The organism is Psychrobacter sp. NPDC078409 (genome assembly GCF_050268505.1).
In the GTDB taxonomy this organism is placed as follows: Bacteria; Pseudomonadota; Gammaproteobacteria; order Pseudomonadales; family Moraxellaceae; genus Psychrobacter.
In genome coordinates, this window is sequence record NZ_JBNNGW010000002.1 from 1 (window position 1) to 20872 (window position 20872).

Annotated in this window: 21 protein-coding genes; 4 read left to right on the forward strand and 17 right to left on the reverse strand. The window is 43.6% G+C overall.

Annotated features, from left to right (window positions below; genetic code table 11):
- The 10 genes from ACQKC9_RS03145 to ACQKC9_RS03190 all read right to left on the reverse strand — a co-directional run.
- Nucleotides 1-662: TRAP transporter large permease subunit (locus ACQKC9_RS03145; protein WP_427620467.1), on the reverse strand; the 662-nt coding region annotated here is incomplete at its 3' end.
- Nucleotides 659-1186 (reverse strand): TRAP transporter small permease, encoded by a 528-nt coding sequence (locus tag ACQKC9_RS03150; RefSeq protein WP_427620468.1) that lies wholly within the window; start codon nt 1184-1186, stop codon nt 659-661. The genes ACQKC9_RS03150 and ACQKC9_RS03145, both read right to left, overlap by 4 nt.
- A gap of 170 nt (nt 1187-1356) precedes the next feature.
- Nucleotides 1357-2004 carry a 3-oxoacid CoA-transferase subunit B gene (locus ACQKC9_RS03155; protein WP_427620469.1) on the reverse strand — a complete coding sequence of 216 codons (648 nt, stop codon included), beginning with the start codon at nt 2002-2004 and terminating at the stop codon, nt 1357-1359.
- Complete coding sequence (locus tag ACQKC9_RS03160) at nt 2004-2675, reverse strand: 3-oxoacid CoA-transferase subunit A (protein ID WP_427620470.1); 672 nt, start codon at nt 2673-2675, stop codon at nt 2004-2006. The genes ACQKC9_RS03155 and ACQKC9_RS03160 overlap by 1 nt, the downstream gene beginning before the upstream one ends.
- Nucleotides 2676-2733: 58 nt before the next feature.
- Nucleotides 2734-3924 (reverse strand): 4-hydroxybenzoate 3-monooxygenase, encoded by a 1191-nt coding sequence (gene pobA / locus ACQKC9_RS03165; RefSeq protein ID WP_427620471.1) that lies wholly within the window; start codon nt 3922-3924, stop codon nt 2734-2736.
- 96 nt (nt 3925-4020) lie between these two features.
- Nucleotides 4021-4644: a protocatechuate 3,4-dioxygenase subunit alpha gene (gene pcaG, locus ACQKC9_RS03170; RefSeq protein ID WP_372886165.1), complete on the reverse strand. Its 624-nt coding sequence runs from the start codon at nt 4642-4644 to the stop codon at nt 4021-4023.
- Between the two features lie 3 nt (nt 4645-4647).
- A complete protein-coding gene (gene pcaH / locus ACQKC9_RS03175) occupies nt 4648-5376 on the reverse strand; it encodes a protocatechuate 3,4-dioxygenase subunit beta (protein ID WP_427620472.1) in 729 nt (242 codons plus the stop codon).
- 95 nt (nt 5377-5471) lie between these two features.
- Nucleotides 5472-6644, reverse strand: coding sequence for an alpha/beta fold hydrolase (locus ACQKC9_RS03180; protein WP_427620473.1), 1173 nt, complete (start codon nt 6642-6644; stop codon nt 5472-5474).
- Complete coding sequence (gene pcaF / locus ACQKC9_RS03185) at nt 6644-7855, reverse strand: 3-oxoadipyl-CoA thiolase (protein WP_427620474.1); 1212 nt, start codon at nt 7853-7855, stop codon at nt 6644-6646. The genes ACQKC9_RS03180 and pcaF overlap by 1 nt, the downstream gene beginning before the upstream one ends.
- Nucleotides 7856-8158: 303 nt before the next feature.
- Complete coding sequence (locus ACQKC9_RS03190; protein ID WP_191115241.1) at nt 8159-8941, reverse strand: IclR family transcriptional regulator domain-containing protein; 783 nt, start codon at nt 8939-8941, stop codon at nt 8159-8161.
- Between the two features lie 39 nt (nt 8942-8980).
- Between ACQKC9_RS03190 and ACQKC9_RS03195 the strand changes: the two genes are divergently transcribed.
- The 3 genes from ACQKC9_RS03195 to ACQKC9_RS03205 all read left to right on the forward strand — a co-directional run bounded on the left by ACQKC9_RS03195 (nt 8981) and on the right by ACQKC9_RS03205 (nt 12333).
- Nucleotides 8981-10345, forward strand: coding sequence for a lyase family protein (locus ACQKC9_RS03195; protein WP_427620475.1), 1365 nt, complete (start codon nt 8981-8983; stop codon nt 10343-10345).
- Between the two features lie 95 nt (nt 10346-10440).
- Complete coding sequence (gene dctP, locus ACQKC9_RS03200) at nt 10441-11487, forward strand: TRAP transporter substrate-binding protein DctP (protein ID WP_427620918.1); 1047 nt, start codon at nt 10441-10443, stop codon at nt 11485-11487.
- 546 nt (nt 11488-12033) lie between these two features.
- On the forward strand, nt 12034-12333 hold the full coding sequence (locus tag ACQKC9_RS03205) for a hypothetical protein (protein WP_427620476.1): 300 nt from the start codon (nt 12034-12036) through the stop codon (nt 12331-12333).
- 47 nt (nt 12334-12380) lie between these two features.
- Here the strand turns inward: ACQKC9_RS03205 and ACQKC9_RS03210 are convergent, their stop codons facing one another.
- From ACQKC9_RS03210 to ACQKC9_RS03240, 7 genes are all read right to left on the reverse strand, one after another.
- Entirely contained in the window at nt 12381-13028 is a 648-nt protein-coding gene (locus ACQKC9_RS03210; RefSeq protein ID WP_404693824.1) for a glutathione S-transferase, read from the reverse strand.
- A 92-nt stretch (nt 13029-13120) separates the two neighbouring features.
- Nucleotides 13121-14737: a phosphatase PAP2 family protein gene (locus tag ACQKC9_RS03215; protein ID WP_427620919.1), complete on the reverse strand. Its 1617-nt coding sequence runs from the start codon at nt 14735-14737 to the stop codon at nt 13121-13123.
- Nucleotides 14738-14835: 98 nt separating this feature from the next.
- Nucleotides 14836-15666, reverse strand: a complete 831-nt coding sequence (locus ACQKC9_RS03220; protein WP_427620477.1) for a hypothetical protein — start codon at nt 15664-15666, stop codon at nt 14836-14838.
- The gene (locus ACQKC9_RS03225) at nt 15653-16669 is read right to left on the reverse strand and encodes a YHYH protein (RefSeq protein ID WP_427620478.1); all 1017 of its coding nucleotides are present in this window, start codon (nt 16667-16669) and stop codon (nt 15653-15655) included. The genes ACQKC9_RS03220 and ACQKC9_RS03225 overlap by 14 nt, the downstream gene beginning before the upstream one ends.
- 225 nt (nt 16670-16894) lie before the next feature.
- Complete coding sequence (locus ACQKC9_RS03230; protein WP_427620479.1) at nt 16895-18109, reverse strand: YHYH protein; 1215 nt, start codon at nt 18107-18109, stop codon at nt 16895-16897.
- Nucleotides 18110-18301: 192 nt separating this feature from the next.
- Nucleotides 18302-18835, reverse strand: a complete 534-nt coding sequence (locus ACQKC9_RS03235) for a hypothetical protein (protein WP_427620480.1) — start codon at nt 18833-18835, stop codon at nt 18302-18304.
- A gap of 63 nt (nt 18836-18898) precedes the next feature.
- Nucleotides 18899-19390 carry a MarR family winged helix-turn-helix transcriptional regulator gene (locus ACQKC9_RS03240; protein ID WP_427620481.1) on the reverse strand — a complete coding sequence of 164 codons (492 nt, stop codon included), beginning with the start codon at nt 19388-19390 and terminating at the stop codon, nt 18899-18901.
- A 384-nt stretch (nt 19391-19774) separates the two neighbouring features.
- On the opposite strand from ACQKC9_RS03240, the gene ACQKC9_RS03245 reads away from it, so the two are divergent.
- Entirely contained in the window at nt 19775-20791 is a 1017-nt protein-coding gene (locus ACQKC9_RS03245) for a bile acid:sodium symporter family protein (RefSeq protein ID WP_427620482.1), read from the forward strand.
- Nucleotides 20792-20872 lie beyond the last annotated feature (81 nt).

Consider the following 20872-nt stretch of genomic DNA (forward strand, 5'->3'; position numbering starts at 1 on the left):
AGTGACAGTAGCTTGGCTTTCCACGTGGTTTTCTCACCACGTTTTGCTAAGTGTGGTTTCCAGCGTACCATCACCATGACCGTGAGTGAGTACATCACCATACCGAGCATACCGGGTAAGAACCCAGCGATAAACATATCACCTACTGATTGCTGAGTTAAGATGGCATAGACCAGTAGCGCAATACTGGGTGGAATCATAATACCAAGCGTACCACCAGCGGCTAAGATACCGCAGGCAAAGCCTGGCTGATAGCCATACTTCTCCATTTGCGGTAAGGCCACTTTGGTCATGGTAGAGGCAGTGGCGAGTGATGAGCCTGAGATAGAGGCAAAGATACCGGATGAACCAATGCCTGCAATACCAAGACTCCCCCTTACTCCGCCAAATATGGTTCGGGTGGCTTCAAAGAGTTTACCTGCCATGCCGGAGTGAGTCGCAAACACGCCCATAAGAATAAATAAGGGAATGGCACTAAAGTCATACTTTGCTAAGACATCGACTGGGATGTCTTTGAGCATTTGCAGAGCACCACTAGGCGCAGTAACCGCACCGAAACCGACTAAGCCTACCCCTAACATGGCAAGTGCAACAGGTACTCGTAGGACGACAAGCAAGATCATGACCACTAGGCCAATCGCACCGATAATTTCTGGACTCATGCGCCTGTCTCCTCGGCGTCAAAGAATTCGCCTGTCTTAAAGATGTTGATGGATTCGATCAATGAGCGAATGGCGAGTAGGATGCTTAAGAATGCACTAACCATATAGATAGGCATCATAGATATTCGAAGGTCTTGGGTGACTTTGCCATACTCTAAGGCGTCAATGGCGCTCTCGTAGAGTCCCCATGAGAAGACGATGCCAATGATAAAAAAGCCCATCATAAAGATACCCATGAGGTAGCCTTTGATAGACTGGGGCATTTTCTGGGTGAAGACGTCGACGATGATTTGTGAGCGTTCGACAAACGCAGCAAAGGCAGCTAACAATGCAAATAGCATAAAGTAGGAGACAATCTCTACACTGCCTTTGACGGTAAAGCCAAACTCACCACCGGTGAGTTTGAATATGTAGCGTGCGACGACGTCGAGCATGGTGGTTAGGACGATGATGATGAGACTCACCCCACCGATAAACTGGCATAATCTAGAGATTAAGACGCTGAGCTTGACTAAAAATGTCATAGAGCACCTGCCTTATTATTCAAGGCTGATGCAATATCATTAGTATCATCATTTATAATGGGCAAAATGCCCTTGATGATTGCTAGAGATAATATTTTTTTCATCATGAAATCCCTTCTTGATGGTTAAGCGCTGTACTGATAATAGCGTGTTACGGGTTGTTCTTTAGGTTATGGCTGTTGCAATGTAGCGCCTGTTTTTGATTGCAATTCATCAAAGGTCAATCCATCAACCATGTCACGCACCACCAACCCTTGCTCAGTGATATCAATCACCGCTAGATCTGTATAAATCCGATTGACGCATTTTTCGCCAGTAATAGGCAAGTTTAGGTTTTCAACGATTTTGGGTTCGCCATTTTTGCTAACGTGATCCATAATGACGTAAACTTTTTTGGCACCAACTGCTAAATCCATCGCTCCGCCAACGGCTGGAATGTCTTTTGGACGACCCAAAAACCAGTTGGCAATATCGCCATTTTTAGCCACTTCAAATGCACCAAGAACACATAGATCGATATGTCCACCACGGATCATGGCAAAGGAATCACCATGGTGAAAGTAACTACCGCCTTTGAGTAGCGTGATATATTGTTTGCCAGCATTGATTAGGTCACCATCTCTATCGGCTTCTTCAGGGGCTGGCCCCATACCTAAAACACCATTTTCACTATGCAAAAAAATGTCTTTATCTTTTGGTAGGAAATCAGCGACTTTGGTAGGCTGTCCAATACCCAAATTGACATACATGCCCTCTTCGATGTCTTGAGCGACGCGCTTTGCAATCTCATCAACTGAACGCGGAGTATAATTACTCATTATTTGTCTCCTTCAATACAAACAACTTCATGCACAAAGATACCTGGCGTAATGATGTGTTCAGGATCCAACGCGCCCAATTCAACGACTTCACTCACTTGAGCGATAGTATGTTTCGATGCTGCCGCCATAATTGGACCAAAGTTACGAGCAGCTTTACGATAAGTTAGGTTGCCCCAACGATCACCTTTAAAAGCTTTGATAAGGGCAAAATCTGCTTTAATTGGATATTCCAATACGTAGTTTACGCCATCGATAGTCCGTGTTTCCTTGCCTTCAGCCAGCAACGTACCATAAGCGGTCGGTGTATAAATCGCGCCAAGACCACTACCGCCAGCTTGCATACGAGCAGCCAACGTACCTTGTGGTACCACTTCAAGCTCAATCTTGCCTGAACGATAAAGATCATCAAAGATATACGAGTCATGTTGACGCGGAAACGAACAAATGATTTTGCGCACACAGCCTGATTTTAGCAATAGTGCCAATCCTGTCTCGCCATTACCTGCATTATTACTTACGATTGTTAAATCTTTAGCATTACGATCAATCAGTGCGTCGATCAGCTCTGCTGGCTGACCTGCCAAGCCAAACCCACCTATCAAGATGGTTGCCCCATCATTGATATGGTTCATGGCGTCGATGGCAGATTCTGTCACTTTATTTAACATGGAATCATCCTATATAAAAAGTTGAGTAGCTAGGTGTAAGTAATTGAAACTCAACTATTTACTCTAGTGCTTCAAACGGTAAGCCAACGTAATTCTCAGCAATGGTTGCTTTTCCAGCATCTGAATGAATAAAGTAATCAAACTCAGCTTGCTGTACACGAAAATCGAAACGACCCGCACTCTGAAAACGATGTAATAGCATGGTCATCCACCATGAGAAGCGTACGGCTTTCCAAGCGCGTGCCAAGCAGATTTCTTGATAGCGAGGGATCAAGTCTGTACGTTCTTCCTCATATATTTTCACAAACAAACGAAACGCTGTTTCTACATCGCTAGCGGCTAGGTTCAACCCCTTAGCGCCAGTCGGCGGAACAATATGTGCCGCATCTCCTAACAAGAATACTTTGCCATATTGCATCGTTTCACAAACATAAGAGCGTAGCGGTGCAATACTCATCTCTATAGCAGGCCCAGTCACTAGTCGTTCAGCCATTTCTGGTGGAATACGGCGTTTTAACTCCGCCCAAAATTTTTCTTCATCCCAGTTTTCGATCTTGTCTGTATCAGGCACTTGGATGTAGTAGCGGCTTCTGGTTGGAGAACGCATCGAGCACAATGCAAAGCCACGCTCATGAGCACAGTAGACCAGCTCTTCATTGACTGGTGGCGTGTCACTCATCAACCCTAACCAACCAAACGGATAGACTTTCTCATATTCTTCTAACTTATTAGACGGAATAGACTTACGCGAGACACCATGGAAACCATCACATCCAGCTATGTAGTCACAGTCTAGATGGAACGACTCACCGTTATGCTGATAAGTGACGTAAGGTTGGTCTGATTCAATATCATGTAGCTCAACGTTCTCTGCCTGATAGACAGTGACACCGCCTACTGTTTCGCGCGCTTCCATCAAATCTCGAGTGACTTCTGTTTGACCATATACCACGACATGTTTGCCGCCACTATATTTTTCTAGGTCTATATGATAGTGCTCACCTTGAAAACTAAAGTCAGTACCAGTATGAACCAGTCCTTCTTTGTCCATTCGCTCACCAGCGCCCGACTCACGAATCAGATTTACAGTGCCCTGCTCCAAAACGCCTGCACGGATACGTCCTAGGACATACTCTCCTGTTTGACGCTCTAAAATAATATTGTCGATACCTGCTTTGGTCAGTAGTTGACCGAGCAATAAGCCTGATGGGCCAGCACCAATGATGGCCACCTGAGTTTTATAATTCATGAAATCCCTCTCATTACTTGATAAATTCCTATTTGCACTACATTTCTATCAACCGTTTCTCTACGAAAGCCATTAGCTATCCGTAAAAGTATTCATTTAAAAATCAAAAAAGACAGTCTCTCCATCACCTTGTAAGTAGATGTCAAATCGGTAGCGAGGTTTGCCATCGCCTTGTTCTTTTTTGGCTATCAATGTTTTTCGACGTTCTGCTGAAGGCACACTGTTCAATATTGGACACTGCTCATTGGCTTCTTGCTCATCATCGAAATAGGCTCTGGTTTGCAGATGTAAATTAATACCACGTGCAAAAATGGCGATATTGACGTGTGGCGCCATGGGCTTACCATAAAAATCTACTTGTCCAGGTTTGACGGTATGGAAGTGAAAATCCCCATCTAAAGCACAAGCACTACGTCCAAATCCGCTAAACGGTTCTTTGTTATCAAAATTACTAATATAATTACCGTGGCTGTCTGCTTGCCATATCTCGATCAATGCATCATGTACCGCTTCGCCATTACCGTCGTATACATGACCGACCAATTCTATGTGCTCACCTTCAGCGCCCTCTTTGGCCAAATCTTGCCAAATTTCGTCAGATCGTGACTCAAAACCAGCGATTTCTAATGCCAAGCCGATATGTACAAAAGGACCTGACGTTTGGGAGGCCGTCTCACGCAGCAGACCACTGTCGTCTTGTAATTTGTATTGGCTGTACATGATTTACTCCTCAAAATAGGTTTGTAATGCACCGCGTACCACGATGTCAAAACGATAGGCCAAGTAATCCATCGGCTTGCTTCGAGTCATATCTAAGCGTGCAATCATCGTTTCAACAGCCTCTGGATCTTTTAGCACTTGTACAATTGGGCACAGTGGAATAAGCGGGTCTCCTTCAAAATACATTTGGGTAATTAGACGTGTAGAGATTGAAGGACCCATGACAGATACATGAATGTGCGCAGGTCGCCAAGTGTTGACCCCATTCGGCCACGGATAAGGTCCTGGACGCACTGTACGGAAACGATAGCGACCTTCGGCATCAGTGATACATCGCCCAACACCGCCAAAGTTAGGATCTAGTGGCGCCAGATAGCCATCTTTTTTATGACGGTATTTACCACCAGCGTTTGCTTGCCACATCTCAACCAACGTATTAGGCACAGGCTTACCGAACTGATCGATTACCTGACCATGCATGAGGATACGTTCGCCAATAGGCAGACCTGCTTGCTCACCTTCTGCTCGAAAATTCATCAATAAGTCATTGTCGTACTGACCGATTTCTAAACCATCAAATACAGGACCACTACGCTCCGAATCGCTCGCTCTTTGGAGACTGACCAACGCTTGACGCGGTGAACGTGCCACCGAGGTTTTGTAACCCGGCGTGTAGGGTTCTGGCTGCCAAGTTCGATCACGTGATAGAAAAGAGGGATACTTGTAGCTCATTACATTGCTCTCCATTTTTATAAAGCAAACTTTATCAATATCGGGTGCTAACTAGCTGCTGTGCTGATTAACTACTGTGCTGACTCATTGCTGCCTTAACTTATGGGATTACCCCATCCATTATCTTTGGCTAAAGAAAACGCATGATTGGCCGCTGGTACGCCAGCATAAATCGATACATGCATCAGCACCTGACGTAACTGATCTTCATTAATACCTAGACGATGCGCGGTACGTAAATGCAAGCCCAGCTCACCATCGCGTCCAAGGGCAGCCAATATGGCAGTGGTAATCATGCTTCGTTGTTGTACGGTTAAGCTAGGATCTCCCCACAGCTCTCCCCAAGCATTACGTGTGATGAATTGCTGAAAAGGTCCATCTAATGTTGTGGCATTTTTGGAGGCTTTGGCAACATGGTCTTCACCAAGGATTCGCTTACGTTGTATAAGACCTTGCTCATAACCAATACCCGTCTGCCCTATAGAGTCACGCATGGGGTTGTTTTGTATGTATTCGACTAGCTGTTTGGGCATTTCAACCGCTGGCACATGCGCCAACCCGTCAAATACAGTTAATTCAGCATCAGTAAAAGCTTCTTGCAGTGCGGCGAGCGTCGCAGGCGGCGTAGAGACATCTTCTGCACCTGCCAGCAAGGCAACCTTGCCCGTATAACTTGCTAAGCGTTCACGATTATCAACGTGTGCAATGGCCTCACAAAGCTTGGCATAGCTCTCATCGTCGTTGCGTGATAACTGTACTTGCCAGCCAAGCAGTGCATCAGGGTTTTGTTTAATATATGCAGGTGCAAACCAGCGCGGGACAATCCCTTCAGCCATTTGAGCTAAGCCAAAACTGCGGACGTTGGCAGCGCGTTCAGCCCATGCCTCAACTGTCCCAATCACAGCACCTGTATTGGTAAGCCAAACCTGCTCTAAAGATTCTGGCGAAATTTGGCACAGGCTTTGCCCGATCATGCCGCCAATAGAAGTACCAATGAAACTAAAGCTTTCAATATCTAAAGCGTTTGCTAAGCTGAGTACATCATAAGCCAGCTGCTCTATCGTCAAATCTGCACAGGTAGCTCCACTGCTGCCATGGCCCGGCAAGTCCCAACGTATGCAACGATAATGACCATGTAGCTCATCACATACTTTGTCCCATACGTTACGGCTCATGCCTAACGGATGCGCCATAAACAATGCTGGCAAGTAGGTTTCACCACTATCTTGGTAAGCAATAAGGTGCGTGTCTGTTGTCAAAAATGCCATTATTGTTCTCCTGCTCTTGAAACCACTAAAGCAATACCTTGTCCAACACCAATACACATCGTACAAAGTGCACGGTCTTTTTTGGTACGTTGTAACTCATGAATGGCTGAAATCAAAATCCGTGCACCAGAAGCGCCAAGTGGATGACCTAAAGCAATAGAGCCACCTTTAGGGTTGAGTCTTGGATCGCGATCTTCTAATCCTAGTTCCCTAGAACATGCCAGTGCTTGGGCAGAAAAGGCTTCATTAAGCTCGATGATATCGATATCGTCTAAACTAAGATTAAGACGCTTTAATAGTTTTTGAGTAGCTGGTACCGGACCAATACCCATAATAGTTGGTGGCACGCCAGCGGTTGCCATTCCTTCGATCTTTGCCATGGGTGTTAGACCATATTTTTTTACGGCCGCTTCACTAGCGATTAACATCGCAGCAGCACCGTCATTGATGCCAGAAGCATTACCAGCAGTAATCGTCCCTCCTTCATAGATAGGACGCAGCTTTTCTAGAGCAGTCATATCAGTATTCGGACGTGGATGCTCGTCTGTATCGACGATTAACGCTTCTTTCTTGCGTCTCTCAATCGTGATAGGAGTGATTTCAGCCGCTAAACGTCCATCATTTTGTGCTTGAGCGGCCTTTTGTTGTGACCATACTGCAAAAGAGTCTTGGTCTTCACGAGAGATATTATATTTTTCCGCTAGGTTTTCTGCGGTGCGTGGCATCGCTTCTGTACCATACATGGCATCCAGTTTCTTATTAATAAAACGCCAACCCATGGTTGTGTCTTGCAGCGTTTGACGACGATCATAAGCACCCTCAGGCTTACCGATTACAAATGGTGCGCGGGTCATTGATTCGACACCGCCAGCGAGTGCTAGTTCCATCTCACCACTAACTATTGCGCGAAAGGCCGTTCCTACTGCATCGAGGCCTGAGCCACATAGTCGATTGATAGTTGTTGCCGGTACCTTTTCTGATAACCCTGATAACAAACCACTCATACGCGCAACGTTACGATTGTCTTCACCGCTTTGATTGGCACATCCCATAAAACTGTCTTCTATCGCACTATGATCAAAGTCAGGTGCATCATCGAGCACTGCCTTTATTACTTGTGCTAATAGATCATCAGGACGAATATCAGCCAATGCGCCGCCATACCGACCTACTGCTGATCTTTTTGGATGACAAATATAGACTGCTGTCATATCTTGCTCCTAGATTATTTAATGATATACTGTATTTGTTCTTAATTAGAATTATTGTTCGTATAGTGAATTAAATTATACCTTTTTTATTCCGATGTCAATGGTTTGTCTTGTTGCAATATTTAAGCTTCAATATCTGAGCCTGCTGTGCAAAATATAGCGCCACTGGCATGAATATTAGGATAGGAAAATAAAAGCCATAAAATAAAAAAGGTTGCCAACACTCTATGTAAAAGTGTCGGCAACCTTATTATGACTACGATAGTTTTTTAGGTTTATAAAATACGATAGAACCGTATAGTGTTAAATATAATAAGTTTGGATTTTTTCAGCGCAATCACGCAATATGGGCAAAAACTCTTCGATGAGCACTTCTTTTGATACGCGCATTGCATTTGTGCTGATATTAATTGCACCGATTAATTCATTATTTGACTTATAAACGGGTAACGCTAATGATCTCAGACCTGTGTCTAGCTCTTGATCGACAACCACATATTGATCGTCATGAGCATCGCTTAGCATTTTTTTGAATTGTTTACGATCCGTGATACTAAAAGGGGTATGTGCAGCCAGCTCAATTTTATTAACGTACTCTTCGCGCTCATCTTTGGGTAGATTGGCCAAAATAGCACGGCCCATAGAGGTATAAGCGACGGGCAATCTGGTACCAATAGATAATGTAATCGATAGTAGACGATGCTTGGCAGCAGATCTGGCGATATACACTACTTCATCGTCATCCAGTACGGCAAATGAACAAGACTCGCCCGTTTGCTCGGTCACTCGCTCAAGGTAGAACTGCACAATATCGTGATGATGCGCACTACTTAAATAACTAGATCCAATACTCAATGTTTTGGGAGATAGCTTAAATTGACGCTTGTCCTTGTGAACATACCCTAAAGCGTGCAGCGTCAACAGATAACGCCGTGCCTTTGCTCTGTCCATATCAGTACATTCAGCCACTTCGCTCAACGTCATAGTAGAATGATTGTCATCAAAAGCACGCAGAACGCTTAGACCGCCTGCAAGCGAAGCCACAAAATCTGGACTATCAAAGGGTATTTTCTTGTCTTGTTTCATAGATATATTATTTATACTTACCAAAGTTAGGAATTCTAAATGAAAATCAATCGATTAATCAATCAGCCTTTTGTACATTCTGACGTTGCCAATTCGTTTTCTGATCGAGCTTTCGTTCAAGCCATGTTAGATTTTGAGTTAACCGTGCTAGAAGTGCGAGGAAAAAATCAGCTTATCCCAAAAAACATCTTTCAACAATCCCGGCAAGCGTTAGCCTTAGAATTGTTTGATATTGACGCCATTGGAAAACAAACGTATTTGGGCGGTAACGCTGCTATTCCTTTTGTGGCACAAGCAAAGTCTTTACTCCCAGCCGATATAAAACCGTTCTTTCATCAAACACTGACCAGTCAGGATGTGATTGATACCGCGATGATGATGATGCTCAAACCGTCATTTAAACGTATTTATCAAGATTTGATTGAGGTATTGAAAGCTTGTGAGGTACTGATTCAAAAACATCGTACAACGCCGATGGCAGGCCGAACGCTAATGCAACAGGCGCTACCTATCACCTTTGGCACCAAAGTATCCCAATGGGCATCTTCATTGATAACTATCATACCTAAGTTAGCACAATTAGAGCAGTCAGGATTTTACTTACAATGGGGTGGTCCTGTTGGTGTAAGTAATGAAGAAAACGAGCATCATAATCTGCCTCAGCAGGTAGCGAAGTCACTGGGCCTATCAGCTCCTCTACTCCCTTGGCACACCAACAGACAACCTATTCATGCCATTGCTTCTACATTAGATGCCTGTGCTGGGGCAATAGAAAATATCGTCGAGGACATTGCTCTGATGTCTCAATCTGAGCTGGATGAAGTTGCTGAACCGTCTATCGAGGGAATGGGCGGCTCCTCATCGATGCCGCACAAGCGTAACCCTGTCCTATGCGCTTTGATCAAAACAGCCACGTTGCGAATGCATGGACATATGAGTGTGATTAGTAATAGCACAGCCCAGCCTTTTGAGCGCGCATTAGGACAGTGGCATGCTAGCTGGGTCCCTTTGACTGAGGGTACAGCTTTGATGGCAGGTGCTGTATCGTATTTGAAGACACTATTGCAAGGACTGCAAGTCTACCCTGAGCGTATGGCGGCCAACCTTGATTTACATAGCGATGCCTATTTAATCAAAGGCCTAGAAAAACATTTTGAGGCAGACAAAAACAAAATCTACCCATTGATTAATCAAGCGAGCCAACAAGCCCACAGTCAGCATCAAGGATTTGCAACTACCTTTTTGGCTTTGCTATCAGAGCAATCTATAATTTTAAGCAGTCATGATGAGCTTAAAACAGTTTTATCGCCTTTGACCTACTGCGGTGCAGCGCAAAGACAATGTCAAATCGTATTACAAGCAATTGAAGATATCACTTCAGAAATTGGGTTCTACAAGCAATAAAGCAGATTGACAGGAAAGTAAAAACAAGGTATTTTTAATTCACTATACGAACAAGAGTTCTTATTTAGAACAAAACATCAAAAAAGGATTTTATGATGCGAAAGATACTGCCCCTCAGTTTGACGTTAGCCGCTATGATTGGATTGACTGGCTGCTCGCAGTCGAACGAAGCCGCAACGGCGAGTACTGAAGAAGTCACCACCTTACGTTTTTCACATTTTTGGCCAGCAACGGCGGCCACTCATTCGGAAATCTTTGAGCCTTGGGCCAAAAAAGTCGAAGAGGAATCTGAAGGCCGTATCAAAGTTGAAATATATCCTTCAGCAACTCTTAGCAAACCGGACGCTACTTATGATGCGACTGCCAAAGGTACCGTCGATATAGGCTCTCAGCTACAAGGCTATACCAATGGCCGCTTTCCCTTGACCCAAGTGGCAGAACTGCCAGGCCTTTCTAACTCAGCGACTCAGATGAACTGTATGCTACAGACTCTATATGATGATGGGGTGATATCGAGTGAATACGAAGACACTCACCTGCTATTTATGATGGGTACGGGCCCTGGTGGGATGCATACTATTGATAAAGCCATCCGTACACCAGATGACCTAAAAGGGCTGCGTATGCGTCGCCCATCAGCGATTGCTGGAGATATTATTGAATCTGCAGGCGGTACACCAGTAGGTCTACCTGCCACTGATATCTATACGTCTCTTCAACGTGGTGTTTTGGATGGATTAAGTCTACCGTGGGATGCGACAGGTTCTTTTAGACTGATTGAGCTGACCAATACTCATACCAATATTCCTTTTTATAGCTCTGCCATCATGGTCACCATGAATAAAGATAAGTACGAGAGCTTGCCTGACGATCTCAAAAAGGTCATTGATGATAATTCTGGCAAAGCCATGGCTGCGATGGCAGGTAAAGTCTTTGATGCAGAGGACGCAAAATTCATGGCAGAAGCCAAAGCCAAAGGCGACACTATGATAGACATTCCTGATCCATTAAATGACCCACAATGGAAAGGCCCATTAGAAGCGGGTACTAAAAAGTACCTAAACGATGTCGCAGCATTGGGTTTAGACCCTCAAGCTGTCTATAAAAAAGCCAAAGAAGCTAGTGCGGCTTGTAGGGTTTAAACGACATTACTCATTTACTAATCATTTAGGAGAGTAAATCGTGAAAGCCGCTATGAAATGGGGAGTGCTGTTTGCTTTAGCCAATGATCTTGATGAATATTGAGTTGATAACAGTTTGGTTCATTGAAAAATTATTAAACTTTTTTAATCATTAACGTGTCTAATATACCTACTAAAAAAGGGGCGACTTATCTTAAGTCGCCCCTTTTTATGTCTCATCACTTTTAGTCGTTTAGACCCTTTCGAATCCACGCAAAAACTACTATTCCTCTCATTTTATAGCTACATAGCTACGACTTCAGATAAAGTTGAGTAAGTATCATCTCTAAAGTGTTGCTGGCCTGCCGACCTTTCGCAAAAAGCTCCTAAGATTGTATTAATGGTTCAGTATCTGCTAGAAAAAGTCACCTTTCTTTAACTTTCATAAAAGTACGTAACGCTATAACTCGCTATTATCTACTTATTCAATAAAGCGACTTTCAACTCAGATACCTTTAACCATTAAATAAACACGCTTACTTATAATCAGCCTAAAAGGACCTTACTATGAAAAACTTCAACATGAAAAAAATCGCTATCAGCTCACTATTGGCCGTATCTACTTGCTTTGCTATGATCGGTCCAGCAAATGCTGCCCAACAAGTTGTCGTAGTCAAAGACAAGCATCAAACAAAACAGGCTGTCGTCGTCAAAGCAAAGCCCAAAGCGAAACAAGTGGTCGTAGTTAAAGCGAAACCTAAAGCCAAAAAAGTAATCGTTGTGAAAGACAAACATCCAGCACAAAAAGTGGCCGTTGTGAAAGACAAACATCCAGCACAAAAAGTGGTCGTTGTGAAATCAAGATAGACCAAGCAAGATTGATACCCTATACAACTTATATAGAACCCGCTATATTAAGCAGGGAACACCACTACCTCATCGCCTTCCTGCCATGACTGAAACTTAGTCATGGCTTGTACAAATAACGGGTGTTCCAACCAATGTTGTAGCCAAAGCTGTAGCTTGGGATAAGGCAAACTATAAAAGACCTCACGATCTACATGGGCAAACTGGCGAACAAACGGCATGATACCAATATCTGCAACCGTCACGTTATTACCTAGTAGATAGGTATTCTTAGTCAATAACGCTTCTAAATCCTGCAGAAAAATTTCACCTTTTTGTCGATACTCTTTCTGAGACATCTCAGGATGACGATCAGCATATTTGTAGCGATCGAGCCACTGCTTAAACTCATTGTCGTTTTGTGCTATCAGTGCATTAGCCTGAGATACAACGTTTCTATCCAGCAGTCCCTGAGGATCGTTTTGCTCAAGCGACCACATCATGATCTCTGCACTCTCTTCAATCACCGACCCATCTGCAAGCTGTAATACTGGCACCGTAGCTTTTGGACTAATCGCTAGCATTTGCTCTGGCTTGTTCTTTAGTGTGATTTCTCGCAGCTCTACTGGTAACTCGGCAAATAGTAGACCGAGACGAGCACGCATAGCATAGGGACAGCGACGAAAAGAGTACAAGTAAGGCAATGAAGCGTTCATAGATATTTCCATAGTTGAATAGACATTAAACAGTAGGTAAAGAGCAAACAAAGAGAAACCAGTAGACGTAAACCTATCGATATTAATATCCATTAATGAGTTGTTGAATGTTCAGTAGACTTATAATTAGCCATCGTTTCTACCAACGACTGGGGTAGATAAGCATCTTTGAGATGCGCATGCGGATAATGCTGCTCAAGCCACGATTGATAGTTATGGACAGTTAGCGTACCACAATATACTAAATATAAAACCTGCACGCCGATGCTACGTGATAATCCCATCACGCAATGGAAATTGATAATCGTAGTGAGACTATCCTCTATATGACTATCATTATTAGCAGTTATCGCTCGCGTTTCAGCTGATCGCGTCAAAGCGTCAATTCGCTTAAATAGATCAATATAATCTTTGAGCAATACATCACTTAATGGCTGCAAATCTAGTAGAGGTAGATATAAATAATGGACAGGCGTACTCGTCATATTTTCAGCAGCTGTTTCGAGATGATCAACGTGGCTAGATATCTCAGCGACTAAATCAATGACGATAATCTGATAGTGAACCGAGGGCGGCAGTTTTTCTAATGAGCGCGACCGCTCTAGTAAATCACAGCCAAACACCCAATACGTTAAGTGATTATTTATATCCGTCTGCATCAATCGAGGTGAAGCAACAACTTTGACCTTGTCATTAATAGCATATGGCGTGAGTGAATACTTTTGACTTTTGGAGAAAACTTTAAAATACCAATGCCCTGAAAGTGACATGCCATTGTAAATAATAATGATTGGCGCAAACTTAATCCAAGTATGTAAGGTCAGTCGGCCGTTACTGGATTTTTGGAACCAGCGTGTATCCAGTATTGGCTTGTCCTGTTGATAGGCACAAGCCAACATCGTAAAACTGATCAGCCAATATGCAGCAATGATGATAGCTAAATTTCCTACAACTTTAGACGCTATCATACTCATATTAGCAAAGTAAAACCCTGCTATCGCTATCAATAAAAACCCTATTACACCCAGTGTCAGATGCTTGATTACCAATGCATTACGAATTCGATTTGAGAGTATAAACACCGTAACGGCTAACACTACCCCGCCTAACATATCTAACAAATGATGTTGATACGTCAACACTGTCGACAGGGCAATCAATGTACATATGCCAGTAAGCAATAACCGATAAGCCCCTGAAACCCATGATTTTCTAGACCCTGCAATATCCCATAATGACACGCCAAGCAATATGGCATAACTAACATGCAATGATGGCAATTGATTAAATGGCTTGTCTACTAATTGCAAAAACTGATAGCCGAACTGCGTCCAATCATTAGGTGTCAATCGATGAAACGAAAAACGAGCAGGATAAAAATAGAAGATCAAACAGGCAAAGATAGTCGCTAAGATTAGGCGATAACTCAATAAAGATAATTGCGTGGATGTCCGTACTAAAAAAAAGCTGACAACAAATAAAATCAACGACCAGCTATAAGGAACAATCATAGCTGGAATAAAAGGAATGGAGCTATCGAACGGCGTGGCGAGATTATGAATTGTCGATGGGTAGAGTTTATATAATGAAACACTATAAAAAGTCGTTAAGTTATAGAGCAGATAAAATATCGCTAACGCAAGAGCCAGATGTCTAAAACGTGTTGATTTTGATGGCGCACGATTCGTAGACAAAAGATGCGTAGACACAGTGTTCAATGAAATAGCCTTGAAATATGCTGACCTGTTTATATTGTTTGGGAAAAGCTCTGAGCTTGATGTCTAGATTGACACCACGCGCCATGCTCCTACTGTTTTTTCTTAAAAAACCACCTTGCACCTATCAGCAATGCTATTACAGCACCAATACCCAATACATAGATAGAACCAAACAAGCTCTTGTCTGCTGCAGCCAATGTCGGCGTGCTTGCTAATTTTATTTTATCAGTATTTAAAACACTATCTAGTGCTAGATCATCAGCAGATTCATGTGAATGATTATCTACGTCATGGCCGTCTTCGTCATGATGATATACCACCTCTTGACCACTTCCATCATGAGTATGCGGTTGAGTATCATCAGCTGTCATAGGCAGTACATCGCTGTTATTTTGTTGCCACTGACCATCAACCAACTGTAAACTTAAATGATGCTCATTGCTATCACTAAGTGTATATTGCGTCTTTGGAAATTGGTCAGACAGCAATACGACCGTCATTCGGTTGCCATGCAAGTCTTTAAAGAACGTATTGGTCAAATCAATAGATTCGACCGTATCGCCAATACCCTGCGCCTCGGCAGAGAACTGTGTGCCGTGGCCCAGCTGTACACTGGGGTTCACTACTTTAATGGGCTGGTCATTGATAGATAAAGTCAATGACTTAACAAAGTGCTCATTGGCTAACTGCTGAAACTCCTCCGCCGTTTTATACGCGTCGGTCGAGTACGTTTCGTTAATTTGCGCCTCTACTCCAGTCAAAGCACCATCTAGACGCACCAAATATTTGCCATCAGCCGCTTTCGACAGTATAAAAGTCGAGGTATTGGGGTTGTGGGCAGTCGCATTGACGCTCACGATACTCAGCCCAAATGCAGCTAAGCACGCAACCGTCGTTGATGACAAACTAGTCTTCAGCATACACACCACGCAGTCCGTTGATGAAGTTGTTATTGCCTGCTTTGTCCACATGATAGTGATACCCTCTCACATCATCATAATGTCCACGTGCTTCATCCAGATCGGTATATTCATTACCCTCTGCATCAGTATTAGCGTATATGCCATAACCATCAAGTGCATAACCTATCATTGGTGCATGACCGTCGTCTTGTTCAATCTTAGTCGTTAGTCCAGTGGCAGCATGATAATGGTAGCCGGCGTGAGGATTAATATGACCGCCTGCATCATCGAACGGCGCAAGCGTATAAGCGCCTAAGATATTACTGACAGGTGCTGGCGCATCAAAACGTACACCATTAAAGGCAATACCGCGTACCGATGGACCTCTCGATTGAGGGCCTGGGCCACCGAACTCAGTGATACTTGCTGAGGCTTTTGGCGTCACTGGTATATAGAAAGTATCGGTCAAATCTGCGGCGTACTCTGGCAGGCACTCCACACAATAGTTACGGTACTCTGCACCGACGTTGGGGTTGGCCGCAGCGACACAGTCCTCAAGCGTTGATGTTTTTATAATTTTCCCAGTGGTTTTGTTATACATATTCCAGTTGCTGTCGCCATAGAACTCTGCTAAGTTTTTAACGAACTCGCCATCAACATCATGGACTTCGCCGCCTTCTAGCCAAATCCCACCTTTTGAGGCATCATCTGCAATATTGCTCGGACACCACGGCCCCATACCAACGTCACTTGGCTTATTTTCGGTAACGATTTTATAGCATTCACCAGTGCTGCCATCTGACAATGAGCATGACACCTTACTAATAGGCTCAACCAAGCCATCACTCAAAAAATAAGACGGTTGTACCGATGGCATCACATTGTCTGCATTTTTGCTAGATACACTGGTAGACGTACTTTCACTAGTGTTCGACACGTCACTACTACAAGCGAAAAGCCCGCCTGATGCGAGTGTCAGCGCTAAGCAGCTTAAGCCAAATTTAGCAGTAGAAAGTTGCATAAATAGTATCCCCTTTATATAAATAGTTGATTAATTCCGTATAGAAATAATATAAATTGATTGTTAATAATTAGTAAGTTTTAATGAGTCTGATAAAGAATAGAGACGACTAGAATTTTACCCAACCTACAAGCACCACAAATCATTATTGTCGCTTGTAGGTTTTATAAAACGAGACCTACATAAAAAAGCTTAACCGGTCTGAAAGGGTTAACGAGATCAATCTTAGTTGGGTAAGGCCGCTTTCAAAGCCGCTTCGGTCACACCAAGATCTTTGGCAGCCGCAGCAGTATCGAGCTCTCTTCCACCATTTTTCATAATCGCGCTTAACAACTCAGTTTCTGAAACACCAAGTGTTGTAGCTGCTGTATCAAAACCTGGGGGCAAACCTTGGCCTGGACCACCTGCTCCCGGACCTCCTCCACCTTGAGCGCCAATGCCTTGTTTGGCAGTGGTCGTGAAGTTATCCTTAGCGACTACACCGCTCAAGCAACTTGGCAAGTTTGGAAATTCTGTCGATGCGTGGTAGTGGTAACCACCTTTAGGGTTTTCAAGGGTTGCGCCAGTATGTCCGTTGCAGGCATCCAGATCAGTCGGTATCTTGCCATCACTGTCCACGCTACCGTAGATAGGATAACCGTCAAATGCATAGGCGAACAGGGCATCAGCCTTTTGCTCTAAGGCACAACTAGCATCAACATGTTCATGCTCAAACACTGAATTGATGTCTGTTGATGTGGCATGCCAGTGGTACCAGCCACCCGGATCAATATGGCCACCGCAAGTGTCGAGCGCAGGCATGTGTCCGGTTTGTAGCACTGAAGGCGCGTCCGCAAAAATAGGCACGCCATCAAGAGCCAACCCAACTTTGGCTACAGTGCCTAGACTGGTTGCTTGGTCAGCTTTGACTGGTGATAATGGCAATAAAATGGTCATCTCGACCGATTCGTCAGCTGAGGCAGACAGGCAGGCATTATTTGCCGTTGGCTGGGTCGTACGTACGTCAACGATATTCACCTTGCCGTCAGCGTCATAGAATTGATAACCCTGCGTCTCTAACATCGTTAAAAACTTTTCATCGATACGGTAGAGCCCCGATTCTTCGCCATCCCAGTTCCAGACACCACCTTTGTCATCTAGCGTCTCTGGGCAAAACGGACCAATTTTTAAGTTATCAGGTTGGTGCTTGACTACTATCTTTGCACACTTGGCAGCAGCACCATTTTCTAATGTACAATCGACAGTTTCAGGGGCTTTTACAAGGGCATCTTGGCTGATGCGTGTCATATCAACACCACCATTAGCAGTGCTAGCAGTTTTTAGCGTTTGACTAGTATCGTTAGCAGCCTCTACCGAATATTGCTCAGCAAGTTGACTACAAGCGGTTAGTGTTAATGCCATACTGACCAGTATGCCATTGTAAAGTATCTTTGTTTTCATAAACCCTCTATTGCGAGTAGTAATTATCATAAATTATCAAAAAAAATTTAATCTTGTCACTGGTATTCGACCATGGCACTGATGACATTGCCGCTAATGACACTGGTACTTGTGACATTGACAGCGACTATTTTTCAGTCGATTCGCAGGTAAAATTGGTCATGTTTTTTATAACGAATACCACGTTTCCGATTAAAAATTGCCAAGCTCTAACACGGTTTCAGCAGTGACTGTATTGCCTTTATAGGTTTGAACCGTGACGTAATATTCATGGCCACTACCACCAGAGCAAGGCGGCATATAGGCTCCTTCTTTGTCCCAGCCAGCACCTCGATGTTCTGCAATTATCTCAAACCCTTTTGGCATCTCATAACTGTGTCCAGCCACAATCGGCAACTCAACCGCAGTTGCGCCTTTTGGTAGGGTGTAATTCATAATGCCATGTCCGCCATTGTTCATTTTTTTAGAGTCGCGGTCACTGTATACCAACACGACACTGTCTGACCCTGCTGGAATACCAGACACGCTAAGCTTTGGCGTACCGGGTTTAACTCCATCAAATTTTTGACACTGTTGTCCTTCAGGAATGGTCTTACCATCCCACTTACTGTCCACAAAATTAACATCAAGCGCGAAGGCGTAAGAAGACGTGGTTAATAACGTCAGTAAAGATAGGCGTTTGATAATACTTTTTGATCGAACAAGTGATTGAATAGAGGTCGACATCGTAAATTTCCTGATAGCTGGTTAGACTGAATGGGTGAAAAATCTCTTATAAAAACACTAATATTAAGACTGTTTTAAAATTAATTGTGTAGAAGCTAATTCTTCTGTATTCGAGCTATTCTCGCCTGGTGTAAAACCACCAAACGCATTGCGTAGCTCATGAGTAATTCTTGCAAGTTGCATTGCATTTTCAGACCCTATCGCCTCATATATCTCTTGATCTACTTCGCGCCATACCTCATAAATCTGCGTTAATAAACCTTTCCCATGCTTGGAGAGCTTGAGGACGTTACTGCGCAGCTCTTGCTCATCGACGCGTCTTTCTATTAGACCTGCTGCCAGTAAGCGTGCCGTCATCGTGCTCATGCTTGCAGCAGACAATCCAAACTCGTCAGCCAACTGTACTTGCGACGCTTGCCCCATTCTTCCGAGCGCATCTAATACTCGTGCTTGACGCGGCATGACCTCTAAAGGGGTCAGCTTAGTACGCAGGCGCTCTTCGATGAGATGACCACAATGCAAAAAAAAGTGAAATGGATAAGGTTGATTAGGCATATTAGATATCATTTAGTTAGCATGTTAATTGTTAGTATACTAACTATATGATGCTGTTGTGAAATAATTCCACTGCAAAAAATAACGTTAATTTGCATAGCACCTTATACATCTGCTTCATAAATGAAGTGTTATGTAGATTACATACACTAAATTATAAGCAATTATAACGGCATCTAAAATTGTGGAATTTAAAGAAAGGTAACAATATGGTCAGCTATCTGTAATTTTCACCAAACAACCCCCTCTGTATCAAAAATGGGAAATATTTAAAGTTGTCATAATAGCAACTTATTGTTGGCTAAAAACTGCCCGAACCCATTGGAAATACAGTGGTTTTGAACTTATACTTGACTATTTTCCGGACTTAGAAGGATTTGAGAAATGCAGTTTTTGAGGATGATAAGTCAGCAGTTGAGTCGATTTACGGCATTGGTTATTATTTTAGCGGCCGCAGTGACATTTATAGAGCCTGCGACTTTTTCTTGGGTGACAGGTGATACCCAAGTCATCGTTCTAGGTGTCATTATGCTCGCAATGGGTATGACACTAGGTAAAGAAGACTATAAGGTGTTGGCCCAGCGCCCGCTTGATATTTTTATCGGTTCAATTATCCAATATACCATTATGCCGATTTTAGCGATTAGCGTGGCTAGATTGTTTGACTTATCGCCTGGGTTGACACTGGGTCTAGTATTGGTTGGGACTTGTCCTGGTGGTGTGTCTTCAAACATTATGAGCTACCTTGCTAAAGGTGATGTGGCGTTTTCGGTAGGTATGACCACCGTATCAACCATCATTGCACCGTTAGTAACACCACTTTGGCTCAATTATTTGGTTGGTCAATCTGTAGAGATGGATGGCTGGGGTATGTTCCGCTTTATGCTATTAGTGACATTGTTGCCAGTCGCTATCGGCTCTATGTTAAACATTCTATTTCAAAACAAACACTGGTTTAATGATGTACGTGCGGTGATGCCAGGCGTGGCTGTATTAGCTTTTGCCGCTATTGTCGGTGGCGTTGCCGCTGTATTTGGTAATCAGTTCTTGCAGTCAGGGCTAGTCGTTATCTTGGCCATTGCGGTACACAATATCGTCGGCTATATATTGGGCTACTACTCAGGGGCCTTATTTGGTATGAGCAAACCCAAAAAACGCACCATATCTATCGAGGTTGGCGTACAAAATGCAGGTCTGGCCACGGGCTTAAGCACGAAGTTTTTCCCTGGCAATGCAGAATCCGCCATCGCTGCCGCCGTCGCTTGTATTTGGCACTCTATTTCTGGCTCTATATTGGCCAATATCTTCGCTTGGTGGGATAAGCGTCAGGAAGCGAAAAATCCTATTGTCATCGAGACTGAAGAGACCATGGAGCTTGGTAAACCAATTAGAAATCATTAGTACCGAGAAAGGTAATGCTCAGTAAGGTAATACTGAACTAGGTGATATTGAACTAGTTAATAAAGTTAAAAAGCTATGAGT